At 69.3% G+C, this 19991-nt stretch carries 18 protein-coding genes; 9 read left to right on the top strand and 9 right to left on the bottom strand.

What is annotated here, in order from left to right:
• Nucleotides 1-41 precede the first annotated feature (41 nt).
• The 4 genes from NOCYR_RS03015 (at nucleotide 42) to NOCYR_RS03000 (ending at nucleotide 3260) form a co-directional block, all read left to right on the top strand.
• The gene (locus NOCYR_RS03015; protein ID WP_014348885.1) at nucleotides 42-1157 is read left to right on the top strand and encodes a YgfZ/GcvT domain-containing protein; all 1116 of its coding nucleotides are present in this window, start codon (nucleotides 42-44) and stop codon (nucleotides 1155-1157) included.
• 44 nt (nucleotides 1158-1201) lie between these two features.
• Nucleotides 1202-1930, top strand: a complete 729-nt coding sequence (locus NOCYR_RS03010; RefSeq protein ID WP_014348884.1) for an MOSC domain-containing protein — start codon at nucleotides 1202-1204, stop codon at nucleotides 1928-1930.
• Entirely contained in the window at nucleotides 1927-2880 is a 954-nt protein-coding gene (locus NOCYR_RS03005; RefSeq protein ID WP_014348883.1) for an asparaginase, read from the top strand. Before NOCYR_RS03010 ends, NOCYR_RS03005 begins: the two co-directional genes overlap by 4 nt.
• A 164-nt stretch (nucleotides 2881-3044) precedes the next feature.
• On the top strand, nucleotides 3045-3260 hold the full coding sequence (locus NOCYR_RS03000; protein WP_048832696.1) for a DUF3073 domain-containing protein: 216 nt from the start codon (nucleotides 3045-3047) through the stop codon (nucleotides 3258-3260).
• Between the two features lie 419 nt (nucleotides 3261-3679).
• On the opposite strand, the gene purM is transcribed toward NOCYR_RS03000, so the two are convergent.
• The gene (gene purM / locus NOCYR_RS02995) at nucleotides 3680-4759 is read right to left on the bottom strand and encodes a phosphoribosylformylglycinamidine cyclo-ligase (protein ID WP_014348882.1); all 1080 of its coding nucleotides are present in this window, start codon (nucleotides 4757-4759) and stop codon (nucleotides 3680-3682) included.
• Nucleotides 4760-4834: 75 nt separating this feature from the next.
• Complete coding sequence (gene purF, locus NOCYR_RS02990; RefSeq protein WP_014348881.1) at nucleotides 4835-6415, bottom strand: amidophosphoribosyltransferase; 1581 nt, start codon at nucleotides 6413-6415, stop codon at nucleotides 4835-4837.
• A 189-nt stretch (nucleotides 6416-6604) separates the two neighbouring features.
• Between purF and NOCYR_RS02985 the strand changes: the two genes are divergently transcribed.
• Together NOCYR_RS02985 and NOCYR_RS02980 are read left to right on the top strand one after the other, a co-directional pair.
• Nucleotides 6605-8134, top strand: coding sequence for a YhgE/Pip domain-containing protein (locus NOCYR_RS02985; protein WP_231856020.1), 1530 nt, complete (start codon nucleotides 6605-6607; stop codon nucleotides 8132-8134).
• 170 nt (nucleotides 8135-8304) lie between these two features.
• Nucleotides 8305-8706 carry a sterol carrier family protein gene (locus NOCYR_RS02980; RefSeq protein ID WP_148280514.1) on the top strand — a complete coding sequence of 134 codons (402 nt, stop codon included), beginning with the start codon at nucleotides 8305-8307 and terminating at the stop codon, nucleotides 8704-8706.
• Between the two features lie 18 nt (nucleotides 8707-8724).
• On the opposite strand, the gene NOCYR_RS02975 is transcribed toward NOCYR_RS02980, so the two are convergent.
• Nucleotides 8725-9342 (bottom strand): CPBP family intramembrane glutamic endopeptidase, encoded by a 618-nt coding sequence (locus tag NOCYR_RS02975; RefSeq protein ID WP_014348878.1) that lies wholly within the window; start codon nucleotides 9340-9342, stop codon nucleotides 8725-8727.
• Nucleotides 9339-11075: an alpha/beta hydrolase gene (locus NOCYR_RS02970; protein WP_014348877.1), complete on the bottom strand. Its 1737-nt coding sequence runs from the start codon at nucleotides 11073-11075 to the stop codon at nucleotides 9339-9341. The genes NOCYR_RS02975 and NOCYR_RS02970 overlap by 4 nt, the downstream gene beginning before the upstream one ends.
• Before the next feature lie 124 nt (nucleotides 11076-11199).
• Here NOCYR_RS02970 and NOCYR_RS02965 point away from each other — a divergent pair, with 124 nt between their 5' ends.
• Nucleotides 11200-11490 carry a YiaA/YiaB family inner membrane protein gene (locus tag NOCYR_RS02965; protein ID WP_014348876.1) on the top strand — a complete coding sequence of 97 codons (291 nt, stop codon included), beginning with the start codon at nucleotides 11200-11202 and terminating at the stop codon, nucleotides 11488-11490.
• Nucleotides 11491-11619: 129 nt separating this feature from the next.
• On the opposite strand, the gene purL is transcribed toward NOCYR_RS02965, so the two are convergent.
• Nucleotides 11620-13941, bottom strand: coding sequence for a phosphoribosylformylglycinamidine synthase subunit PurL (gene purL / locus NOCYR_RS02960; protein ID WP_193364730.1), 2322 nt, complete (start codon nucleotides 13939-13941; stop codon nucleotides 11620-11622).
• A 153-nt stretch (nucleotides 13942-14094) separates the two neighbouring features.
• On the opposite strand from purL, the gene NOCYR_RS02955 reads away from it, so the two are divergent.
• The gene (locus NOCYR_RS02955) at nucleotides 14095-15408 is read left to right on the top strand and encodes a glycosyltransferase 87 family protein (protein ID WP_231856019.1); all 1314 of its coding nucleotides are present in this window, start codon (nucleotides 14095-14097) and stop codon (nucleotides 15406-15408) included.
• Here NOCYR_RS02955 and NOCYR_RS02950 read toward each other — a convergent pair.
• The 3 genes from NOCYR_RS02950 to purS all read right to left on the bottom strand — a co-directional run bounded on the left by NOCYR_RS02950 (nucleotide 15357) and on the right by purS (nucleotide 17653).
• Complete coding sequence (locus NOCYR_RS02950) at nucleotides 15357-16655, bottom strand: M18 family aminopeptidase (RefSeq protein ID WP_014348873.1); 1299 nt, start codon at nucleotides 16653-16655, stop codon at nucleotides 15357-15359. The genes NOCYR_RS02955 and NOCYR_RS02950 overlap by 52 nt on opposite strands.
• A gap of 87 nt (nucleotides 16656-16742) precedes the next feature.
• Nucleotides 16743-17420, bottom strand: a complete 678-nt coding sequence (gene purQ / locus NOCYR_RS02945; RefSeq protein WP_014348872.1) for a phosphoribosylformylglycinamidine synthase subunit PurQ — start codon at nucleotides 17418-17420, stop codon at nucleotides 16743-16745.
• Nucleotides 17417-17653 (bottom strand): phosphoribosylformylglycinamidine synthase subunit PurS, encoded by a 237-nt coding sequence (gene purS, locus NOCYR_RS02940; RefSeq protein WP_014348871.1) that lies wholly within the window; start codon nucleotides 17651-17653, stop codon nucleotides 17417-17419. Before purS ends, purQ begins: the two co-directional genes overlap by 4 nt.
• Nucleotides 17654-17871: 218 nt before the next feature.
• Between purS and NOCYR_RS02935 the strand changes: the two genes are divergently transcribed.
• Nucleotides 17872-18516, top strand: a complete 645-nt coding sequence (locus NOCYR_RS02935; protein WP_014348870.1) for an MBL fold metallo-hydrolase — start codon at nucleotides 17872-17874, stop codon at nucleotides 18514-18516.
• A 29-nt stretch (nucleotides 18517-18545) separates the two neighbouring features.
• Here the strand turns inward: NOCYR_RS02935 and NOCYR_RS02930 are convergent, their stop codons facing one another.
• Complete coding sequence (locus NOCYR_RS02930; protein WP_014348869.1) at nucleotides 18546-19904, bottom strand: dipeptidase; 1359 nt, start codon at nucleotides 19902-19904, stop codon at nucleotides 18546-18548.
• Nucleotides 19905-19991: the final 87 nt, after the last annotated feature.

The raw sequence follows: 19991 nt of genomic DNA, 5'->3' as shown, positions 1-19991 counted from the left end.
GCGGCGGAACCGTGTCAGAGCTTTCGCCTAGAGTGGGTTGCGTGTCCGTGGTCGCCGCACCCAGCCCTGTCCTAGCTGTTCCGGGAGCCGTCGCGGGAGCGCCGGGAACCCCCGACGCCGCCGTCGCGTGGCATTACGGTGATCCCTTCGGTGAACAACGCGCCGCCGTGCAGCAGGTCGCGATCGTGGACCGCTCGCATCGCTTCGTACTCGCCATCACCGGCGCCGAACGCCTGAGCTGGCTGCACACCATCACCAGCCAGCATGTCGCGAACCTGCCCGACCGCCACTCCGCCGAGAACCTCGACCTCGACCTCAACGGCCGCGTGCAGCACCATTTCGTGCTCACCGACCTCGACGGCACCGTCTGGATCGACACCGAGGCCGAACGCGGCCCGGCGCTGCTCGACTTCCTCACCAAGATGGTCTTCTGGGCCGACGCGAAACCGCGCGAGGCCACCGATCACGCGGTACTGAGCCTGCTCGGCCCGCAGGTCCAGACCCTGACCGGCGCGCTCGGCATCGACACTCTTCCCGATGTCTACGAAGCGGTGCCGCTGCCCGACGGCGGTTTCCTGCGCCGGATGCCCTGGCCGACCGCCGACTCCTTCGACCTGGTGATCCCCCGCGAACGGCTCACTACCTGGTGGACCACCCTCACCGAGGCCGGTGCGGTACCGGCAGGCATGTGGGCCTTCGAAGCCCTGCGGGTGACGGCCCTGCGCCCCCGGATCGGCGTCGACACCGACGATCGCACCATCCCGCACGAGGCCCGCTGGATCGGCGGCGTCACCGAGCACGGCGCGGTGCACCTGGACAAGGGCTGCTATCGCGGCCAGGAGACCGTCGCGCGGGTGCACAACCTCGGCAAGCCGCCCCGTCAGCTGGTGCTGCTGCACCTGGACGGTTCGGCCGACGACCGCCCGGCACCCGGCGACGCGGTGACCGCGGGCGGACGCTCGGTCGGCCGCATCGGCACCGTCATCGACCACTACGAATACGGTCCGATCGCGCTGGCGCTGGTCAAGCGGGCCGTCCCGGTCGACGCGAAGCTGGAAGCGGGCCCGGCCGCCGCCGCCATCGACCCGGATTCGGTGGTCGTCGACGACACCCCGCAGGCGGGCCGCGTCGCGGTCGATCGGCTCCGTGGCCGCTGAGCCCGGGCCCGCCGCCATCCGCCCCTGGGGAGAGGAGCTCGTCTATGCGCGTCGGTGACACCGGAGAGGTGCTCGCGGTGTGTGTGCTGCACGCCGAAATCGAGGTGCCGGGCCGGGTGGGCCGCTCAGCGATCGACAAGCGGCCGCGGCCGGATCGGGTCGCGGTGCGCGCGCTCGGCCTCGACGGCGACCACGTCTGCGATACCGACCACCATGGCGGCCCGCACAAGGCCGTCTACGCCTACGCCGACGAAGACGCGCACCGGTGGGCCACCGAACTCGATCGGGACCTGCCCGCGGGCTGGTTCGGCGAGAATCTGCGCATTCGCGGCCTGCCGGTCAGCGACGCCGTCATCGGTGCGCGCCTGGCCATCGGCCCCGGACCCGTCGGCCCTGACCACACCCTGCTCGAGGTGAGCGAGCCCCGCGTGCCGTGCGCGACCTTCCAGCACTGGAGCGGCGAGCGCCAGTGGGTCAAACGCTTCACCCTGCGCTCCGATACCGGCACCTATTTCCGGGTGCTCACCGAAGGCACGATCGGCGCGGGCGACACCGTCCACGTGGTGCACGTGCCCGAGCACGGCATCACCGTGCGCGATGTGTTCACCGGCGCCGACCCGGAGCGGCTCGAGCGGCTGCTGGCCGTCGAGCCGACCGTCTCCGACGACGTCCGGATGCAGATCGACCGCCACAACCGCCGCCGCGCCAATGCCGAACGCGCGGCCCAGCGCCGCGACGACGGCGATCCACTGAAGGCAGGAGCGCGAGCGTGAGCGTCGAACTGGTCGAGGTCGTACGGTCCGGATTCCGGGAGTGCGTGCATCGCGGATCGGTGGTCGTCCTCGGCGCCGACGGCGAGCCCCGCTGCGAGCTCGGCGAGATCCACGTGCCGATCTTCCCGCGCTCGACCAACAAGCCGATGCAGGCGGTGACCCTGCTGCGCAACGGGTTCGATCCGATCGACGACGCCGAGCTGGCCATCGCCACCGCCTCCCACTTCGGCGAGCCCGACCATGTGGAGCTGGTCAAGCGGCTGCTGGACCGATTCGGGTTCGACGAGTCGGCCCTGGAGTGCCCGCCGGACCTGCCGCTGGACGAACGCGCCCGGGCCTCGGTGCTGTGCCACGAGCGTCCGCCGAGCCGGCTGTTCATGAACTGCTCGGGCAAACATGCGGCGATGCTGGCCACCTGCGCCATCAACGGCTGGCCCACCACCGGATATCTCGACAGCGCGCACCCGCTGCAACGGGCCGTGCTCGCCACCGTCGTCGAGCTGACCGGCGAACCCGAGACCGACCTCGGCATCGACGGCTGCGGCCTGCCGATCATTCCGGTCTCACTGATCAACCTGGCCCGCGCCTTCGCCACGCTGGCCACCGCCGAACCGGGCACCCCCGAACGCCGGGTCGCCGACGCCATCCGCACCCACCCGCGAGTGATTTCCGGCACCAACGCACCCGACCTGCTGACCATGAACGCCACCCCCGGCCTGGTGTGCAAGATCGGCGCCGACGGCGTGCACGCGGGTGCGCTACCGGACGGAACGGCCTTCGCCTACAAGATCGACGACGGCGCGGACCGGGCCCGGATGCCGCTGACGCTGGCGATTCTGCAACGCATCGGCGTCGCGTGGTCGGATGCCCTCGCCGAATTGGCGGCACCGCCGGTCCTCGGCGGCGGTGCCCGCGTCGGCGTCATCCGTGCGATCCCCGGCGTGCTGTAGCCGGGCGAGCATCGGGCAAACGGCTTCGGTTCGGCACCTGTTCCCCCACTCCTGGAAGCGCGACCGCCGCACACGCGCTAGAGTGTCTGTCAGGAAGAGTATTAATTCGAACGGGGCCGCCACCAATCCCCAGGCCGCCCCGCTGTGACGCGAGGGGGTCAGCCATGGGCCGTGGCCGGGCTAAGGCAAAGCAGACCAAGGTTGCGCGCGAGCTGAAGTACAGCTCGCCGTCGACCGACTTCGCGAGCCTTCAGCGCGAGCTGTCGGGTAGCCGCCCCCACTCTCAGCGGAGTGGTGTGCTGTCCGATGAGCACGACGCGGATGATTCGTTGTCCCGCTGGAACAGCGAGGACGACGACTACGACGATTGGCGACGCTGACCGGATGCGACGCATGAAGGGGGAGGCCGAGGCGCCTCCCCCTTCAGTTGTTGTCATCCGGTCGGCGTAGCCGGCCGTCGAGGTTCGCCCGACATCGGGTCTCGACTGCTCCTGGTCGAGACCTGATCGAGAGCTCGGTTCGATCACTCGCACCGGCTCTCGAGGTACTCCGACAGCATCGGCGCCCGCAGCGCAGCTCGGGCGGTCCCGATGCCCCGCCGTCCGGACATCGTCCGAGATAGGCGAACTCGCTCCTCGGCGACCCTCCGGAACGCCACCCCGACGCCCAGCGCTAGGCCCCTCGCTCAGCACATCCCTGCGGGCGAATATCTCCGGGCCGATTAACCTCAGCCGGCACACCCAAGAAAGAATCAGCCGACCGACCCGTGGGCCGACCGGCTGACGAAGCTATCGACAACTCAGAACCGCGGGTGTTCGCCCACCATCACCGCACGCGGCGCACCGGCATCCTTGGCCTTGGTGACCGTGCCCAGCGTCCAGCATTCGATATGCCGGGCGGTGAGCACCGCGAGGGCGCGATCGACGTCTTCCGGCGCGACCACGGCCACCATGCCGACGCCCATGTTGAACGTCTTCTCCATCTCCGGACGCTCCACCCGGCCACGCTGGGCGATCATCTTGAACACCGGCGCCGGATTCCAGGTGCCGCGGTCCAGCTCGGCGACCAGGCCGGCGGGCAGCACCCGGGCCAGGTTCGCGGCCAGGCCGCCGCCGGTGACGTGCGCGAAGGTGCGCACATCGGTCTCGGCGATCAGCGCAAGGCAGTCCTTGGCGTAGATGCGGGTCGGCTCGAGCAGCTCCTCACCGAGGGTGCGGCCGAACTCCTCGACATGCCCGGTCAGCGACATGCGGTCGATATCGAGCAGCACCTTGCGGGCCAGGCTGTAGCCGTTGGAGTGCAGGCCCGAGGAACCCATGGCGATCACCACATCGCCCGGACGCACCCGCTCGGGACCGAGCACCGCGTCGGCCTCGACCACACCGACGCCGGTCGCGGACAGGTCGTAATCGTCGGGATCCATCAGGCCGGGATGTTCGGCGGTCTCACCGCCGAGCAACGCGCAACCGGCGCGCACACAGCCGTCGGCGATACCGGAGACGAGTTCGGCGACCCGCTCGGGCACGACCTTGCCGACCGCGATGTAGTCCTGCAGGAACAGCGGCTCGGCGCCGCAGACGACCAGATCGTCGACCACCATGGCCACCAGATCCAGGCCGACGGTGTCGTGCTTGTCCATCGCCTGCGCGACCGCGATCTTGGTGCCGACGCCGTCGGTGGAGGCCGCCAGCAGCGGCTCCTTGTAGCCACCCTTCAGCGCGAACAGACCGGCGAAACCGCCGAGGCCACCCTGCACCTCGGGGCGGCTTGCCTTGCGGGCCAGCGGTGCGAACAACTCGACTGCGCGGTCGCCGGCCTCGATGTCAACACCGGCCGCGGCATACGAGGCTCCGGCACCACTGGGGGTCTGTTCACTCATTGTCGGTGATTGCTCCAAACCGAATCGGCGGATAATTGCCTGATCACGCTACCGTCGCGCGTCGGCGGGGCGAGTTCAGGGCCTGCTCAACGCACTGGCGTTGGCATTGCGGCCCAGCAGTTCGGTCTCGGACTTGCCGCTGAGCATGCCCTCGAGCACGTTCTTGCCGATGGACGCCTCGGTCGGCAGCGGGATCGGGTAATCGCCGTCGAAGCAGGCGCAGCACAACCGCGACCGCGGCTGCTCGGTGGCCGCGATCATGCCCTCGGTGGAGATGTAGCCGAGGCTGTCGGCGCCGATCGAGCGGCGCACGTTCTCCACCATGTCGGCGTAGCTGTCGTCGGAGCCTGCGCCGTTGGCGATGAGCTCGGCGCGCGAGGCGAAGTCGATGCCGTAGAAGCAGGGCCACTTCACCGGCGGCGAGGCGATGCGCACGTGGATCTCCAGGGCGCCCGCCTCGCGCAGCATCCGGATGAGCGCGCGCTGGGTGTTGCCGCGCACGATCGAATCGTCGACCACGATGAGCCGCTTACCGCGGATCACCTCGCGCAGCGGGTTGAGCTTCAGGCGGATACCGAGCTGACGGATGGTCTGGCTGGGCTGGATGAAGGTACGGCCCACATAGGCGTTCTTCATCAGGCCCTGCCCGTACGGCACACCGGAGCCCTGCGCGTAACCGACCGCGGCGGGAGTACCGGACTCGGGCACCGGGATCACCAGATCGGCCTCGACCGGATGCTCCTTGGCCAGCCTGCGGCCGATATCGACCCGGGTGGCGTGCACCGAACGGCCGGAGATGGTGCTGTCGGGGCGGGCGAGATAGACGTATTCGAAGACGCAGCCCTTGGGCTCGGGCGTGGCGAAACGCAGCGAACGCACGCCGTCGGCGTCGATGGCCAGCAGCTCGCCCGGCTCGATCTCACGCACGAACGAGGCACCGACGATGTCGAGCGCGGAGGTCTCGCTGGCGACCACCCAACCGCGGTCGAGCCGGCCCAGGCACAGCGGGCGCACCCCGTGCGGGTCGCGGGCGGCGTAGAGGGTGCGCTCGTCCATGAAGGTCAGGCAGAAGGCGCCCTTCAGGGTGGGCAGCAGCTTCATCGCGGCCTGCTCGATGCTGGAATCGGCGGCGGCGTGGGCCAGCAGCGCCGTCATCACATCCGAGTCGGAGGTTGCGGCCACCGGTCCCGGGCGCCCGCCGCGCGGCATTCCGCCGAGGACGCCGAGTTCCCTTGCCCGATCGGCCAATTCGGCCGTGTTCACCAGATTGCCGTTGTGCCCCAGGGCCAAACCGGAACCGACCGCGGTGGTGCGGAAGATCGGCTGGGCGTTCTCCCAGGTGGTGGCGCCGGTGGTGGAGTAGCGACAGTGCCCGACGGCGACGTGGCCCGGCATCGCGGCCAGGGTCTGCTCGTCGAACACCTGGCTGACCAGGCCGAGATCCTTGAAGACCAGCACCTGCGAACCGTCGGCGACGGCGATGCCCGCCGCCTCCTGGCCACGGTGCTGCAACGCATACAGGCCGTAATACGTGAGTTTGGCCACGTCTTCGCCGGGCGCCCAGACTCCGAAGACACCACACTCCTCGCGTGGTGGATTCTCGTCCTGATCCGCGGGGGCGGGATTGCTGACAACCGGCAGGTCGGCGTTGGTCACCGTGTGCTCCCTGTTCGGGCGGGCTGGGGGCACCGTCATTCTACGGGTCGAACCGCCCGCCGATGACCGCCGCCGCCAAATGGGGCGGCTCGGCGTGCCCGTCGCCGGTGCGGATCCAGGCATACGGGCAGTTAACCGGTGCGGCGCAGTCCCCGGTATCGGGCCCATCCGGCTGTTACCGTGCGATCCGTGACGACTTCCGACAGCGCAGCGGCGAATCGAACCGATCGCCGCCTCGGAATGCGCATCTTGCTGCCGATCGGCGTATTGGCCCTGCTCACGGCACTGCTCGGGGTGATGTACCTCGACTACGTCGCCGACCCCGAGGGGAACCTGCACGACTTCCCCATCGCGCTGGTGAATCAGGATGTCGGGGACGTCACAGGCCCGCCCGACGCGCAGCAGCAGGTGAACTACGGCAAACAGATCACCGATGCGCTACAGCAGGGCATGCCCGAAGACAAGATCGATCTGCGGGTGGTCGGCATCAGCGAGGCCGAGCGGATGATGCAGCAGGGCCAGATTTACGGCGCGATGGTCATCCCGAGCGATTTCAGTAAGCGACTCGGCATTCTGGGTGTCGGCAGCATCGTTCCCGGCGATATCGAACGACCGATCATCACCTTGCAAACCAACCCGCGCATGGGCGCGTTCGGCACCCAGATCGTGTTGCGGGTCGGCGATCAGGCTCTGACTCAGGTGCGTCAGCAGGTCGGCAAGCAGCTCACCGATCAGGTGAACGCGCAGCTCGCGCCGGAACCGGGCGCACCGCCGAGCCCGGAGCCGAGCGGCGCGGCTCGGGTGGCGCTGGAAGACCCGGTGCAGATCGTCTACCAGCAGTACCGTCCGCTGCCCGACGGCACCGGCCAAGGCCTGACGGCCTTCTTCTACGCACTGCTGATTCTGCTGGCGGGCGTGGTCGGCGCGATGGTCATCCACACCATGATCGACGCCGCACTGGGCTTCGTGCCGACCGAATACGGGCCCTGGTACGTGCATTTCCCGCCGACGCCGATCTCCCGTTTCCACACGCTGCTCATCAAATGGGGTGTGATGGTGGTCGCGGCCACCCTCGTCTCGGCCATCTATCTGGGTGTGGCCAAGCTGCTCGGCATGCCGATCGACCATCCGCTGGGGCTGTTCCTCTACGGCGCACTGGCCTTGACCGCCGTCGGCATGACCGGCCTGTCCATCCTCGCCGCCATCGGCTCGGCCGGCCTCCTGGTGAACCTGATCCTGTTCATCATCCTGGGCCTGCCCTCCTCCGGCGGCACCGTGCCCATCGAGGCCACCCCCAAGTACTTCCACTGGCTGGCCGCCTGGGAACCGATGCATCAGGTCTTCCTCGGCGTGCGCTCGATCCTCTACTTCGACGGCAGCTTCTCCGCGGGCCTGAGCCGCGGCGTCTGGATGGCTCTGCTCGGCCTGGCCATCGCCATCGTGTTCGGCGCGGTGATCACCCGGTTCTACGACTACAAGGGTTTGCATCGGGAGAACCGGGTGGCTGTTGCGGGAGCGCAGGCGGTCGGTTCCGGTGTCGGCAGGTCGGGATCCGGGCCCGCGGGCGATGACGAGGAAGGGACGACCGAGACGAAGCCGGGATCGGCTGGTCCCACCGCAGCACCTGACGCCGATGGCGATACCAATGCCGATGCCGATGCCGATGCCGATGCCGAATCGTCGGGCAAGAGCGGCTCGGCCGGTACTGGTAAGGACTGAAAGCTCCGGCTACAGGCAGGCCGCTGCCCGAGGCGCAGACCGGTCCACCGACAGGCACCGACAACCCATCGGCGAGCACGCGGGGTTTCCGGCAGGGCGCAGGCCTGGTTGGGCCACGGTCGGTCGAAGCCGTACGCGGGCGCGTCGGCGGGCCGCAGTATGGTCGGCCCGTGGTTCGACGTGCGGCGGTGAAACCGGAAGAAATGCGTGCGGCGGTCGCGGCGGTGCGGCCGTGGCTGCTCGATGAGGAGGCGGCTGTCCCTGCGCGGGGCGAGCTCGGTGCCGCCGTACGGATGACGGCGCGCGCGCTGGCCGAATCGGCGCCGGGGCATTCGGTGGAGGTCCGGGTGCCGCCGTTCGTGGCGGTGCAATGCATCGAAGGTCCCCGGCACACCCGCGGCACCCCGCCCAATGTGGTCGAAACCGATCCGCGCACGTGGCTGCTGCTCGCGACCGGTCTGGCGGATTTCGCCGCCGTGCGCGACGACGGCAAGCTGACCGCCTCCGGCAACCGCGCCGACGAAGTATCCCGCTGGCTGCCGATCCTTCGGGTGGACGCAGGCCCCGAGTAGGAGTCCCGCTTGTTGTAGTCAGCGGTTGCCGACGGCGAATCGGGCCGCGAGCGCCCCACCAGCATTGATCGCCCAGTGCAGTAGGGCAGGGGCGGTGGCACTGTCGGTGCAACGGCGAAGCAGGCCGAACAGCGCACCGGCGGCGGCCGTGGCGCCGACGGTGACCGCCACATTCTCCCCGGTGGCGCGGGCCGGGGCGATATGCCAGAGCCCGAAGGTGGTGGCGCCGAGCAGGGTTGCGATGCGCGGCCCGAAGGTCTTGTCCAGCAAGGGCTCCAGGGTCGCGCGGAAGATCAGTTCCTCGCTGTAGACGGTGCCCAGCGGAATGTGTATGCCCACCCATTCGGCGGTCGAGACTCCAGGCGCGCGGTCTGGGCGCTCGGCCAGCTCACGGCGCACGGCCGGGATGGCCAGCGCCGCACCGTAACCGGCGGCGACGATCCCCGCACTGCCCAGCCCGTAGCGCCGGCCGCGTGCCGAGCACCAGTTCGGACGCGCACCGAAGGCCAGCGCATAGCCGGTCGCGGCACCGGCATTCACCAGCGTGCGCAGCCGCATATCCTCCGGCAGCCGCGGCACCACCCCGTTGCTCCACAGCAGCGGCAGGCTCACCGCGAACGCGACCCGTCCCCTCATTTGATCTGCCGCTCATAGGCTTCGGAGATCTCGATCTCGTACCGGATGCGTTCGGCCAGCTCGGGATTCCAGCCGGGCGGCGTGGCGATGGCCGCCCAGCCGTCGAGTACCAGGCTGCCGTAGCGGTGGCCGTGCCCGTCGGTGACGCCCTGTGCGTTGGTGAGGTCGGCGGTGACCTGCCAGAACGTGACGAACGGCGCCCACCGCATGCGCCCGGAGACATCCGATCCGCGCGGCTCGGACAGCCAATCCGGTTGCGAGAAGATCAGATCCGCCGACCACCAGACGATGGGGTCGGATGGATGTTGCAGGTAGGCGATGCGTGGTGCCCGCCATTCCGGGCCGGGCCTGGCGAAATCGGCGGCGTCGGCGGCGAACCGGACCACCAGCCCGTCGGCGTACACCGGCTCCACCTCCCGCGAACCGGGATCGCGGCGCGCGACGAACTGCTGCCACAGCCGATTCGAGTTCGGCGGCCCCACCCACAGCGCGCCGTCGACCTTCTCCCGCAGATCGGCCAGTCCTTCGAACGCCGCCTCCGAGCCCTGCGATCCGAGGCTCTCGCCGTAGACGAACAGTTTCGGCCGCTGCTGCTCCGGTCGCGCCGACCAGTGCTGATACACCGCGTCGAACACCTCGCGCCCCGCCGCGGCGGCCTTGCTCTTGTCTGCGAGGAACGACAGCACGCTGGGCAGGTACGAATACTGGGTGGCGACCAGCGCGGTATCGCCGCCGTACATGTACTCGATCGCGCCCGCCGCCATCGAATTCACCCAGCCGGTGCCCGTGGTGGTGATCACCACGATCACCTGCCGCTCGAAGGCGCCCGCGCGTTCGAGTTCGGCGACGGCGAGTTCGGCCTGCGATTGGCCGTTCTCGGCCGACTCCAACCCGACGTAGGCCCGGATCGGTTCCTTGGCCGGCTTACCGGTGACCTGGGCGATCCTCGCGGCGTTCGGACCGTGCGAGACGAACCAGCGGCCCTCGAAACCGAGAGTGTCCCATTTCGCCAGCGACATCGGGCTGCCCGACTTCTCCGGCAGTTGCGGCTGCACCGCGTATTCGGAGGTGTGGTCGTTGCGCACGCTGAACGCCTGGTTGGCGACCGCGAAGAACGCCTGCGTCGCCACGCCGTTGAACAGGGTGACCGCCAGCAGCACCAGCACCAGGAATCCGGCGGCGGGCGCCAGCTCGCGCGGCACCTTCACCCAGCGGTTGAGCTGACGCGCCAGGTACAGGATCAGCTCACGCACCGTGCGATACACTGCGACGACCAGCACACCGACAGCCAGGCTCAGCAGTCCCGTGCGCAGATAGGCAGGCGTGGTGGTGCCTTCCATATCCATCAGCGCGGTGATCTCGCGCTGCCAGCGCGCCGACTGCACCAGCATGTACGCCGCGAGAACCGCTGCGGTCAGCAGAATCGCCGACTTCACCCCGTAGCGCACCCAGGTGGGTGGCGCCGGGATCTTCAGCCGCGGCCGCACCCACAGCCGGAAAAGCCATTCCAGCAGGCAGCCGACGCCGTATCCGATGGCGGCGTTGATACCGCTGATCAGGCCCTGGAACATCCAGTCGCGCGGCACCAGCGACGGGGTCACCGACAGCGCGAAGAACACCGTCGCGACCACCAGCCCGACATAGTTGAGGTCGATGACCACCTCGGCCCGGCGCACCGCTGCGACGCCGCGCGAGCGCAGCTTCGTGAGGGTGGACGCCGTTTCGAGCACCAAGACAGTATGGCGGCAGGCCCCGACAACGCCGGTGCGTTACCCACGCACGGCGCGGCAACTACCCATCGCACTCGAGTAGTTGTACGCGGTCGCCGCGGCCACGCACATCGCACACTCGATAACCATGAGCACACCAAACGCAGCGCCGAAAACCACTTCGGCCTACATCGCCCAGGCCGCGATCGCGTTCGGCGTCAGCTTGTTCGGGGCGGGCGTCGGAATCTTCTACCTGCCGTTGGATCCGTGGCAGCGCGGATTCCTCGGCATGACAGTGCTGTTCCTGGTGACCAGCACCTTCACCTTGGCGAAGGTGGTCAGGGACAAGCACGAAGCCGATTCCCTGCGTGGACGAATCGACGAGGCGCGGATGGAGAAGCTGATCGCCGAGCACGATCCGTTCAAGTCCGTCGCCTGAGCCCGCACGGGCGCCACCCAGGCGGTTCGCCTGTACAGCAGAACGCTCACCCGCACGGGCCCGGTCATCGAGGGGTCCGGGTCCGGCGGGTGAGCGTTCGTGTCGTGTTCGGTCCCAGTGGGACTCGGCTCAGACGGCCGAGCCGAACAGCTTGGGCAGCGTGCCTTCATGCGCCTCGCGCAGTTCGGCAAGCGGCACCGTGAACTGTCCCTGCACCTCGATCGAATCCGAGCCCTGATCGACCACGCCGATGCGCACCCACGGCAGTTCGCGCGCGGTGCACATGCGGGTGAACCGGGTCTCCTCCGAGCGCGGCACGGCGACGAGCACGCGGCCGGCGGATTCGGAGAACAGGGTGACGAACGGGTCGGCGTCCTCGGGAAGCAGGATGCGGCAACCGGTCTCGCCGGCCAGCGCCGCCTCGACCACCGCTTGGGCGAGACCGCCCTCGGAAAGGTCGTGCGCGGCACTGATCATGCCGTCGCGGGAACCGGCGGTGAGCACCTCCGAGAGCAGCCGTTCGCGGGCGAAGTCGACCTTCGGCGGGACGCCACCGAGGTGATCGTGGGCGACCTGCGACCAGATGGAACCACCGAACTCGTCGCGGGTGTCGCCGAGCAGGATCAGCGTCTCGCCGGGCTCGAGGCCGAGTCCGGTCGGAATGCGGCGGTGCACATCGTCGATGACGCCGAGCACGCCGACCACCGGGGTCGGCAGGATCGCGTCCTGGCCGGTCTGGTTGTAGAAGCTGACATTGCCGCCGGTGACCGGGATGCCCAGTTCCACACAGCCGTCGGCGAGTCCGCGCACCGCCTGCTGGAACTGCCACATCACGCCCGGATCCTCCGGCGAGCCGAAGTTGAGGCAGTTGGTGACGGCCTTCGGCGTGGCGCCGGTGGTGGCGACATTGCGGTAGGCCTCGGCCAGCGCGAGCTGCGCGCCGGTGTAGGGGTCCAGCTTGGTGTAGCGGCCGGAGGCGTCGGTGGCCAGCGCGATACCGCGGCCGGTCTCCTCGTCGATCCGGATGACGCCCGCGTCGGCGTGTTCGGCCAGCACGGTGTTGCCGCGCACGTAGCGGTCGTACTGCTCGGTGATCCACTTGCGGCTGCACAGCTGCGGGCTGGACACCATCTGGAGCAGTGTCGCGCGCAGTTCGTCGGCGGTCTTGGGCCGGGTCAGGGTGTCGGGGGTGTCGGCGATCAGAGCGTCCTGGTAATCGGGACGCCGCACCGGACGCTCGTAGACCGGGCCCTCGTGCGCGACGGTGCGCGGCGGCACATCCACCACGGTCTCGCCGTGCCAGGTGACGACCAGCCGCTCACCGTCGGTGACCTCGCCGATCACCGTGGCCAGCACATCCCACTTACGGCACACCGCCATGAACGCGTCCACGTTCTCCGGCGTCACCACCGCGCACATGCGCTCCTGGGATTCGCTGGACAGCACCTCGGCCGGGGTCATATCGGCCGCGCGCAGCGGCACCTTGTCCAGCTCGATGTGCATGCCGCCGTCACCCGCGGCCGCCAGTTCGGAGGTGGCACACGACAGCCCGGCGCCACCGAGGTCCTGGATGCCGACGACCAGCTTGGCCGCGTACAGCTCCAGACAGCACTCGATGAGCACCTTCTCGGTGAACGGGTCGCCCACCTGCACACTCGGCAGCTTCTTGCGGCCTGCGCCGGATTCGTCGCCGGAGAAGGTGTCCGAGGCCAGCACCGACACGCCGCCGATGCCGTCGAGGCCGGTGCGCGCGCCGAACAGGATGATCTTGTTGCCGGTGCCGGAGGCGAAGGCCAGATGCAGGTCCTCCACCCGCATCGCGCCCGCGCACAGCGCGTTCACCAGCGGGTTGCCCTGGTAGGAGGCGTCGAAGACGGTCTCGCCGCCGATGTTCGGCAGGCCGAGTGAGTTTCCGTAGCCACCGATGCCGCGCACCACGCCGTCGACCACCCGACGGGTGTCGGCGGCATCCGCAGCACCGAACCGCAGCTGATCCATCACCGCGATCGGGCGCGCGCCCATCGCCATGATGTCGCGCACGATGCCGCCGACGCCGGTCGCGGCGCCCTGGTACGGCTCGACGTAGGAGGGATGATTGTGGCTTTCCACCTTGAAGGTGACCGCCCAGCCGTCGCCCACGTCGACCACACCGGCGTTCTCACCGATGCCGGCCAGCATGGAGGCGCGCATCTCCTCGGTGGTGGTCTGGCCGAAGTAGCGCAGATGCACCTTCGACGACTTGTAGGAGCAGTGCTCGCTCCACATCACCGAGTACATCGCCAGCTCGGCGTCGGTGGGGCGGCGACCGAGAATCTCCTTGATCCGGGCGTATTCGTCATCCTTGAGCCCGAGCTCGAGATACGGCTGCGGAGTGTCCGGAGTGGCTGCGGCGGTTGCGACCGTGTCGACCTGCGGAGTCACGGGATTACCAGGGTCCTTTCGGCCAGGCATGCGGAGACAATCCAGACGACCGCCGCTGCGACGCGCCGGGTTGCTGAATTGCCGCGAGATACTCCTGCGAGTCTACTGCCGGGGCAAACGCGACTACTGCCGGGGCAAACCCGGCCGACCCGGCGGCATCGGGGTACCGGCTAATCTGTCCCGGTGAACGATCGATCGGGGGTTGCGGAACCGGCCGAGCAGCCCGTCACCAGAGCTGACCCGCCCCTCGGTTCGAACGGGGACGTCGCTGCGGCGAAACCCGCGGCCCGCGGCCTCTCACCGCGCCAGATGCGCTGGCTGACCGGCGCGATCGTGCTGTTCGTGATCTACGCGATCATCGCTCCCATCGTGCACTGGTGGGACGGCTACATCGACCTGCAGGTCTACCGCAACGGCGCCCGGGTCTGGCTCGACGGCGGCGACCTCTACGGCCCGATGCCCAAGGTATTCGGCATCGGCCTCCCGTTCACCTATCCCCCGCTGGCGGCCCTGTTGTTCGCGCCCCTGGCACTCATGCCGCTGGGCCTGGCCGAGATCGTGGTGTTGGCCACATCCGTGCTCAGCCTGGGCATCACGCTGTGGCTGGTGCTGGCGCGGATCCGGCCGGAACTGGACCGGATGACGGTGCTGGCCGCCGTCATCGCCGCGGTCGCGGTGGCCGGTTATCTGGAACCGGTGCGCCAGACCTATTCGTTCGGCCAGGTCAACCTGGTGCTGATGGCCGCGGTCGCGCTGGACTGCCTGGTGCGCAAGCCGTTCTGGCCGCGCGGCATGCTCATCGGCATCGCGGTCTCGGTGAAGCTGATCCCCGCGGGCTACCTGCTGTATTTCCTGCTGCGCAAGGACTGGAAGGCCGCAGGCACCCTGGTGGCTTCCGCCATCGGCGCGATCGGGCTCGGCTTCCTGATCTTCCCCAGCGATTCGGTGCAGTACTGGTTCCACACCCTCGCCGACACCGGTCGCATCGGCCCGCCGTATTACGCGGGCAACCAGTCGCTGAAGGGTCTCGCGTTCCGGCTCGGGGTGTCCGATTCGGTGGCGACGCTGATCTGGATCTCGTTGTCGGTGGTGGCCATCGGCCTGGCCGCGCTGTGGATGCGCAGGCTCATCGAGGCCGGCGCCTCGGTGGCCGCGCTCATGGTGAACGCGGCCGCCATCCTGCTGGTCTCGCCGGTGTCCTGGTCGCACCACTGGGTGTGGGTGGCGCCCGCACTGCTGGTGACCGCCGACGCCATCGCCCGCGGCCGCCGCAACCCGCTACTGCTCGGCGCGGTCGCCGCCATGACGGTGATGTTCCTGATCGGCCCGCACTGGCTGCTGCCGCACGAGGCCGATCGGGAACTCGATTGGGCCTGGTGGGAGCAGATCATCGGCAGCGGCTACGTGATTGCCACGTTCGCGGTGTTCGTGGTCGCGGTGCTGACCTACCGGCCCGCGGAGTCCGGGGTCAAGAAGGCCGCGAGCGCCGCGGCGTAGGCGGCCACATCGGCGGCGCCCATCAGTTCGCGCGCCGAATGCATGGCCAGTTGGGGTGCGCCGACGTCGACGGTGGGCATCCCGGTGCGTGCGGCCGTCATCGGTCCGATGGTCGATCCGCACGGCAGGTCGGCGCGGTGCACATAGCGTTGCAGCGGCACCCCGGCCTGATCGCAGGCCAGCGCGAACGCGCCCGCACCGGTGGCGTCGGTGGCGTAGCGCAGGTTCTGGTTCACCTTGAGCACCGGGCCGCCGTTGATCTCGATGCGGTGCGCGGGTTCATGTCGGTCCGGGTAGTTCGGATGGGTCGCGTGTGCCATATCGCCGGAGGCGCAGATCGAACCCGCCAGCGCCGCCAGGTATTCGGCGCGTCCGCCGCCCCGGCTGAGCACGATGCGCTCGAGCACGGTGGTGAGCAGATCGGACTGCGCGCCACGATCGGATTGGCTGCCCACTTCCTCGTGATCGAACATGGCCAGCACCGGCACCGCCGCACCGGGCGTGTCGATGGCGGCGAGGAAGGCGCGCAGGCCCGCGTAGCAGGTGCCCTGGTTGTCCAGGCGGGGCGCGCTCACCAGATCACGGTCACGGCCGACCAGCCGGCTCGGGTCCAGATCGTGGGTCATCAGTTCCCAGCCCAGTACCGCATCGGGATCCACACCCGCATGCTCGGCGACATAGGCGATGAACGAGCGCGGTTCGGACCCGACGCCCCAGATGGCGTTCACATGCCGCTGCGGATCCAGCGTCACCCCGCGCCGGTCCTCGGACAGGTGGATCGCCAGCTGCGGCACCCGCAGGATCGGCTCGTTGATGCGGACCAGCCGCTGCCCGACGCCATTGCCCTCGCGCACGCTCAACCGGCCGGACAGGCCGAGCTCCCGATCCAGCCAGGAATTCAGCCAGGCGCCGCCGTAGGGTTCCAGGCCCACCATCTGCCAGCCCGCGACACTGAGATCCGGATGCTGCTTGACCCGCAGATTGGGGCTGTCGGTATGCGCACCGACCACGCGGAACGGCGCCGCCGCTTCGGGATCGTGATCGGCCCACGCCACCAGCGAACCGCCACGCACCACGTAGTGCCTGCCGCGCCCGCCGCTCGGCCAGGCCGACGCCTCGTCGAGCCGGGTGAACCCGTGCTCGTCGAGATCCTGCGCCACGGTGTGGCACACGTGGAACGGTGACGGCGACTCGTCGATGAAGGCACACAGCCCGGCGGCCGAGGCCGCGGTGGAGGAAACCGGCATACCGCCGATCCTAGGCGTGGCGGTGCCGGTCGCGACGAATCCGCCGGTGGGCGAAGGGGTGTGCGGGCCGGCCCGCCGTACGCCGAATCAGGCGGAGACGAGCGTGTCCAGTACCGAGAGGAACAAGCCCAGGCCGTCATCGCTCGGGCCGGTGAGCGGCTCGGTGGCGTGCTCCGGATGCGGCATCAGGCCGACGACGCGGCGGTTGGCCGAGGTGATACCCGCGATCGCGCGCTGCGAACCGTTCGGGTTGTCGCCGGCGTAGCGGAACACCACGCGGCCCTCGCCCTCGAGCTCGTCGAGCACGGCTTCGGAGGCCTGGAACCGGCCCTCGCCGGACTTCAACGGCACCAGGATCTGGGCGCCCGGCTCGTAGCGGGAGGTCCAGGCGGTGTCCACGGCGTCCACGCGCAACCATTCGTCGCGGCAGATGAAGTGCAGGCCCTCGTTGCGGGTGAGCGCGCCGGGCAGCAGCCCCGCCTCGCACAGCACCTGGAAGCCGTTGCAGATGCCGAGCACCGGCATGCCGTTCTCGGCGGCGCGCACGACCTCGCCCATGACCGGCGCGAACCGGGCGATGGCACCGGCGCGCAGGTAGTCGCCGTAGGAGAACCCCCCGGGCACGATGACGGCGTCGACCTGCTTCAGATCGGCGTCGGCATGCCAGAGGCTGACGGCCTCGGCGCCGGCCAGCCGGACCGCGCGGGCGGCGTCGACGTCATCGAGCGTGCCGGGAAAGGTGATGACCCCGATCCGGGCAGTCATGAGACCCGAACCACCTTCCACTCCTCGATGACGGTGTTGGCCAGCAGCGATTCCGCGATCTGCGCGAGTTCGTCGTCGCTGACGTCATCGCCGACCTCGAGTTCGAATCGCTTGCCCTGCCGGACGTCCGAGACTCCCTGGAATCCCAGGCGCGGAAGTGCGCCGGCAATGGCCTGACCCTGCGGATCCAGGATCTCGGCCTTCGGCATCACCTCGACGACGACTCGTGCCACGCGTTGCTCCTCGAGTGGTGGTGGGGGTTACCTGAACAGCGTAGTTGGCGGGCGCGACCGGCGCGGTGCCGGGTTGGGTGTGCGCGGCGCACTGTGGCGGGGCCCATAGCGGTCGCTTCGCCGGATACGCATCCGTGGCGACCGGCACGCTTCGCCGAAGCCCGGGGCGGTCCGCCGCGACGCTGGAGTGGATGCGCGCGGGCGCCTAACGTAGCCGTATGCGCATTGCCCACTTCGGTCATTCCTGCATCCTCGTGGAACTGCACGGCAGAAGGATCCTGTTCGATCCGGGCACCTTCGCTCACGGTTTCGAGGGCCTCACCGGCCTGGACGCGATCGCGGTCACCCATCAGCATCCCGACCACATCGACCCGAACCGGATCGAAGCGCTCATCGACGCCAACCCGGACGCCCGGCTGTTCAGCGACCCGCAGACCGCGCAGCAGCGCGGCGGCCGCTGGGAGGCGGTGCACGCGGGCAATGTCATCGACCTGGACGGGTTGCGGATCACCGGCGGCGGCGGACGTCACGCCGTCATCCATCCGGAGATCCCCGTCATCGACAACACCGTCTTCCAGCTCGGCACGCCCGACGACCCGGCCCAGCTGGTGCATCCCGGCGATTCGCTGTGGGTGCCGCCCACTCCCGTCGGCGTGCTCGCCCTGCCCGCCGTCGCCCCGTGGATGAAGATCAGCGAAGCCGTCGACTACCTGCGCGCGGTAGCTCCCCGCACCGCCGTCCCCATCCATTACGGCATCATCGCCGCCGAAGCCCAGGGCATCTACTTCGGCCGGCTCGCCGAAATGGGCCCGGCGGGAACCGAATTCCGCGTCATCGAACCGGAAGATTCCGCCGAGCTCTGACAGCAGATCCACCCAGCGGCAATGCTCCGCTAGCGGGTGTAGGTGGCCAGAAACAGCGCCTCGGCCAGCGCCAGGTGTTCGATTTCGGTGGGGTCGACGCTCTCGTTGGGTGCGTGGATCAGGCACTGGGGTTCTTCGACGCCGAGGAGCATGATCTCGGCGTCGGGGTAGGTGTCGGCGAAGACGTTGCACAGCGGGATCGAGCCGCCTTGACCCTGGGTGGTGGCGGGGCGGCCGTAGGCGGCGGCGAGGGCCGACTCCATGGCGGTGCGGGCCGGGCCGCCGCTGCCGGAGCGGAAAGGGGCGCCGGTGGCTTCGAGGTCGACGGTGAGTTTGGCCTGCCACGGGGTGTGCGCTTTCAGGTGCGCGACCAGCGCCTCGTGGGCCTTCGCCGGGTCGGTGCCGGGCGGTATGCGCAGGTTGAGGCGAGCACGGGCGATGGGCTGCACGGCCGCCGCGGAGCCGACCACCTTCGGAGCGTCGACACCGAGCACGGTGAGCGCCGGACGCGCCCACAGCATGTCGGCCACGGTGCCGTCACCGAGCAGGCCGACCCCGGACAGCACGCCGGCATCGGTACGGAACTGATCCTCGGGATACTGCACGCCGGACCAGGTTTCGTCGGCGCGCAGCCCGTCGACGGTGGTGTTGCCGTGTTCGTCGCGCAACGAGTCCAGCAAGCGGATCAACGCCGCCAGCGCGTCCGGCGCGGCCCCGCCGAACATGCCCGAATGCACCGGCCCGGCAAGGGTTTCCACGGTCACCACCACATTGACGTTGCCGCGCAGCGTTTCGGTGAACGTCGGCACACCGACCGCGAAATTCCCGCTGTCGCACACCAGGATCGCGTCGGCCCGCAACAGGTGCGGATTCGCTTCCACGAATCGTTCCAGCCCGCCGGTCCCCTGCTCCTCCGACCCCTCGGCCACCAGCGTGACCCCCACCGGCAGCTCGGTGCCCAGCGCCCGCAGCGCCGTCAGGTGCATGACGATATTGCCCTTGCAGTCGGCGGCACCGCGCCCGTACCAGCGCCCGTCCTTCTCGGTGAGTTCCCACACCGGCGTGCGCCAGGCGGCTTCGTCGAGCGGCGGTTGCACGTCGTAGTGGCAGTACAGCAACACCGTCGGCGCACCCGGCGGCGCCGGACGCGAGGCGATCACCGCCTTACTGCCGTCGGGAGTTTCGTGCAGCCCGACCCTGGTGAGCCCGACCGCGGCGAAGGCATCGGCCACCCAGTGCGCGGCGCGTTCGCATTCCTCGGCCGGGAACTGCCGCGGGTCGGCCACCGATTTGAAGGCCACCAGCTGGGCGAGATCGGCTCGCGCCTGCGGCATCTGTTCGGCGACCCGTTTGCGCAGGTCGGTGACGCGGGCGTCATCGGAGGTCATGGCAGTCTCACCTCGTCGTGTCCTCGCACTTCCTGCCCACTCGACGCGATCCGACCCAGCAATCAAGAAGCGGCCGACAGCGCGCCG

The organism is Nocardia cyriacigeorgica GUH-2, from assembly GCF_000284035.1.
In the GTDB taxonomy this organism is placed as follows: Bacteria; Actinomycetota; Actinomycetes; order Mycobacteriales; family Mycobacteriaceae; genus Nocardia; species Nocardia cyriacigeorgica_B.
This window is presented reverse-complemented; position numbering and strand designations above follow the sequence as displayed.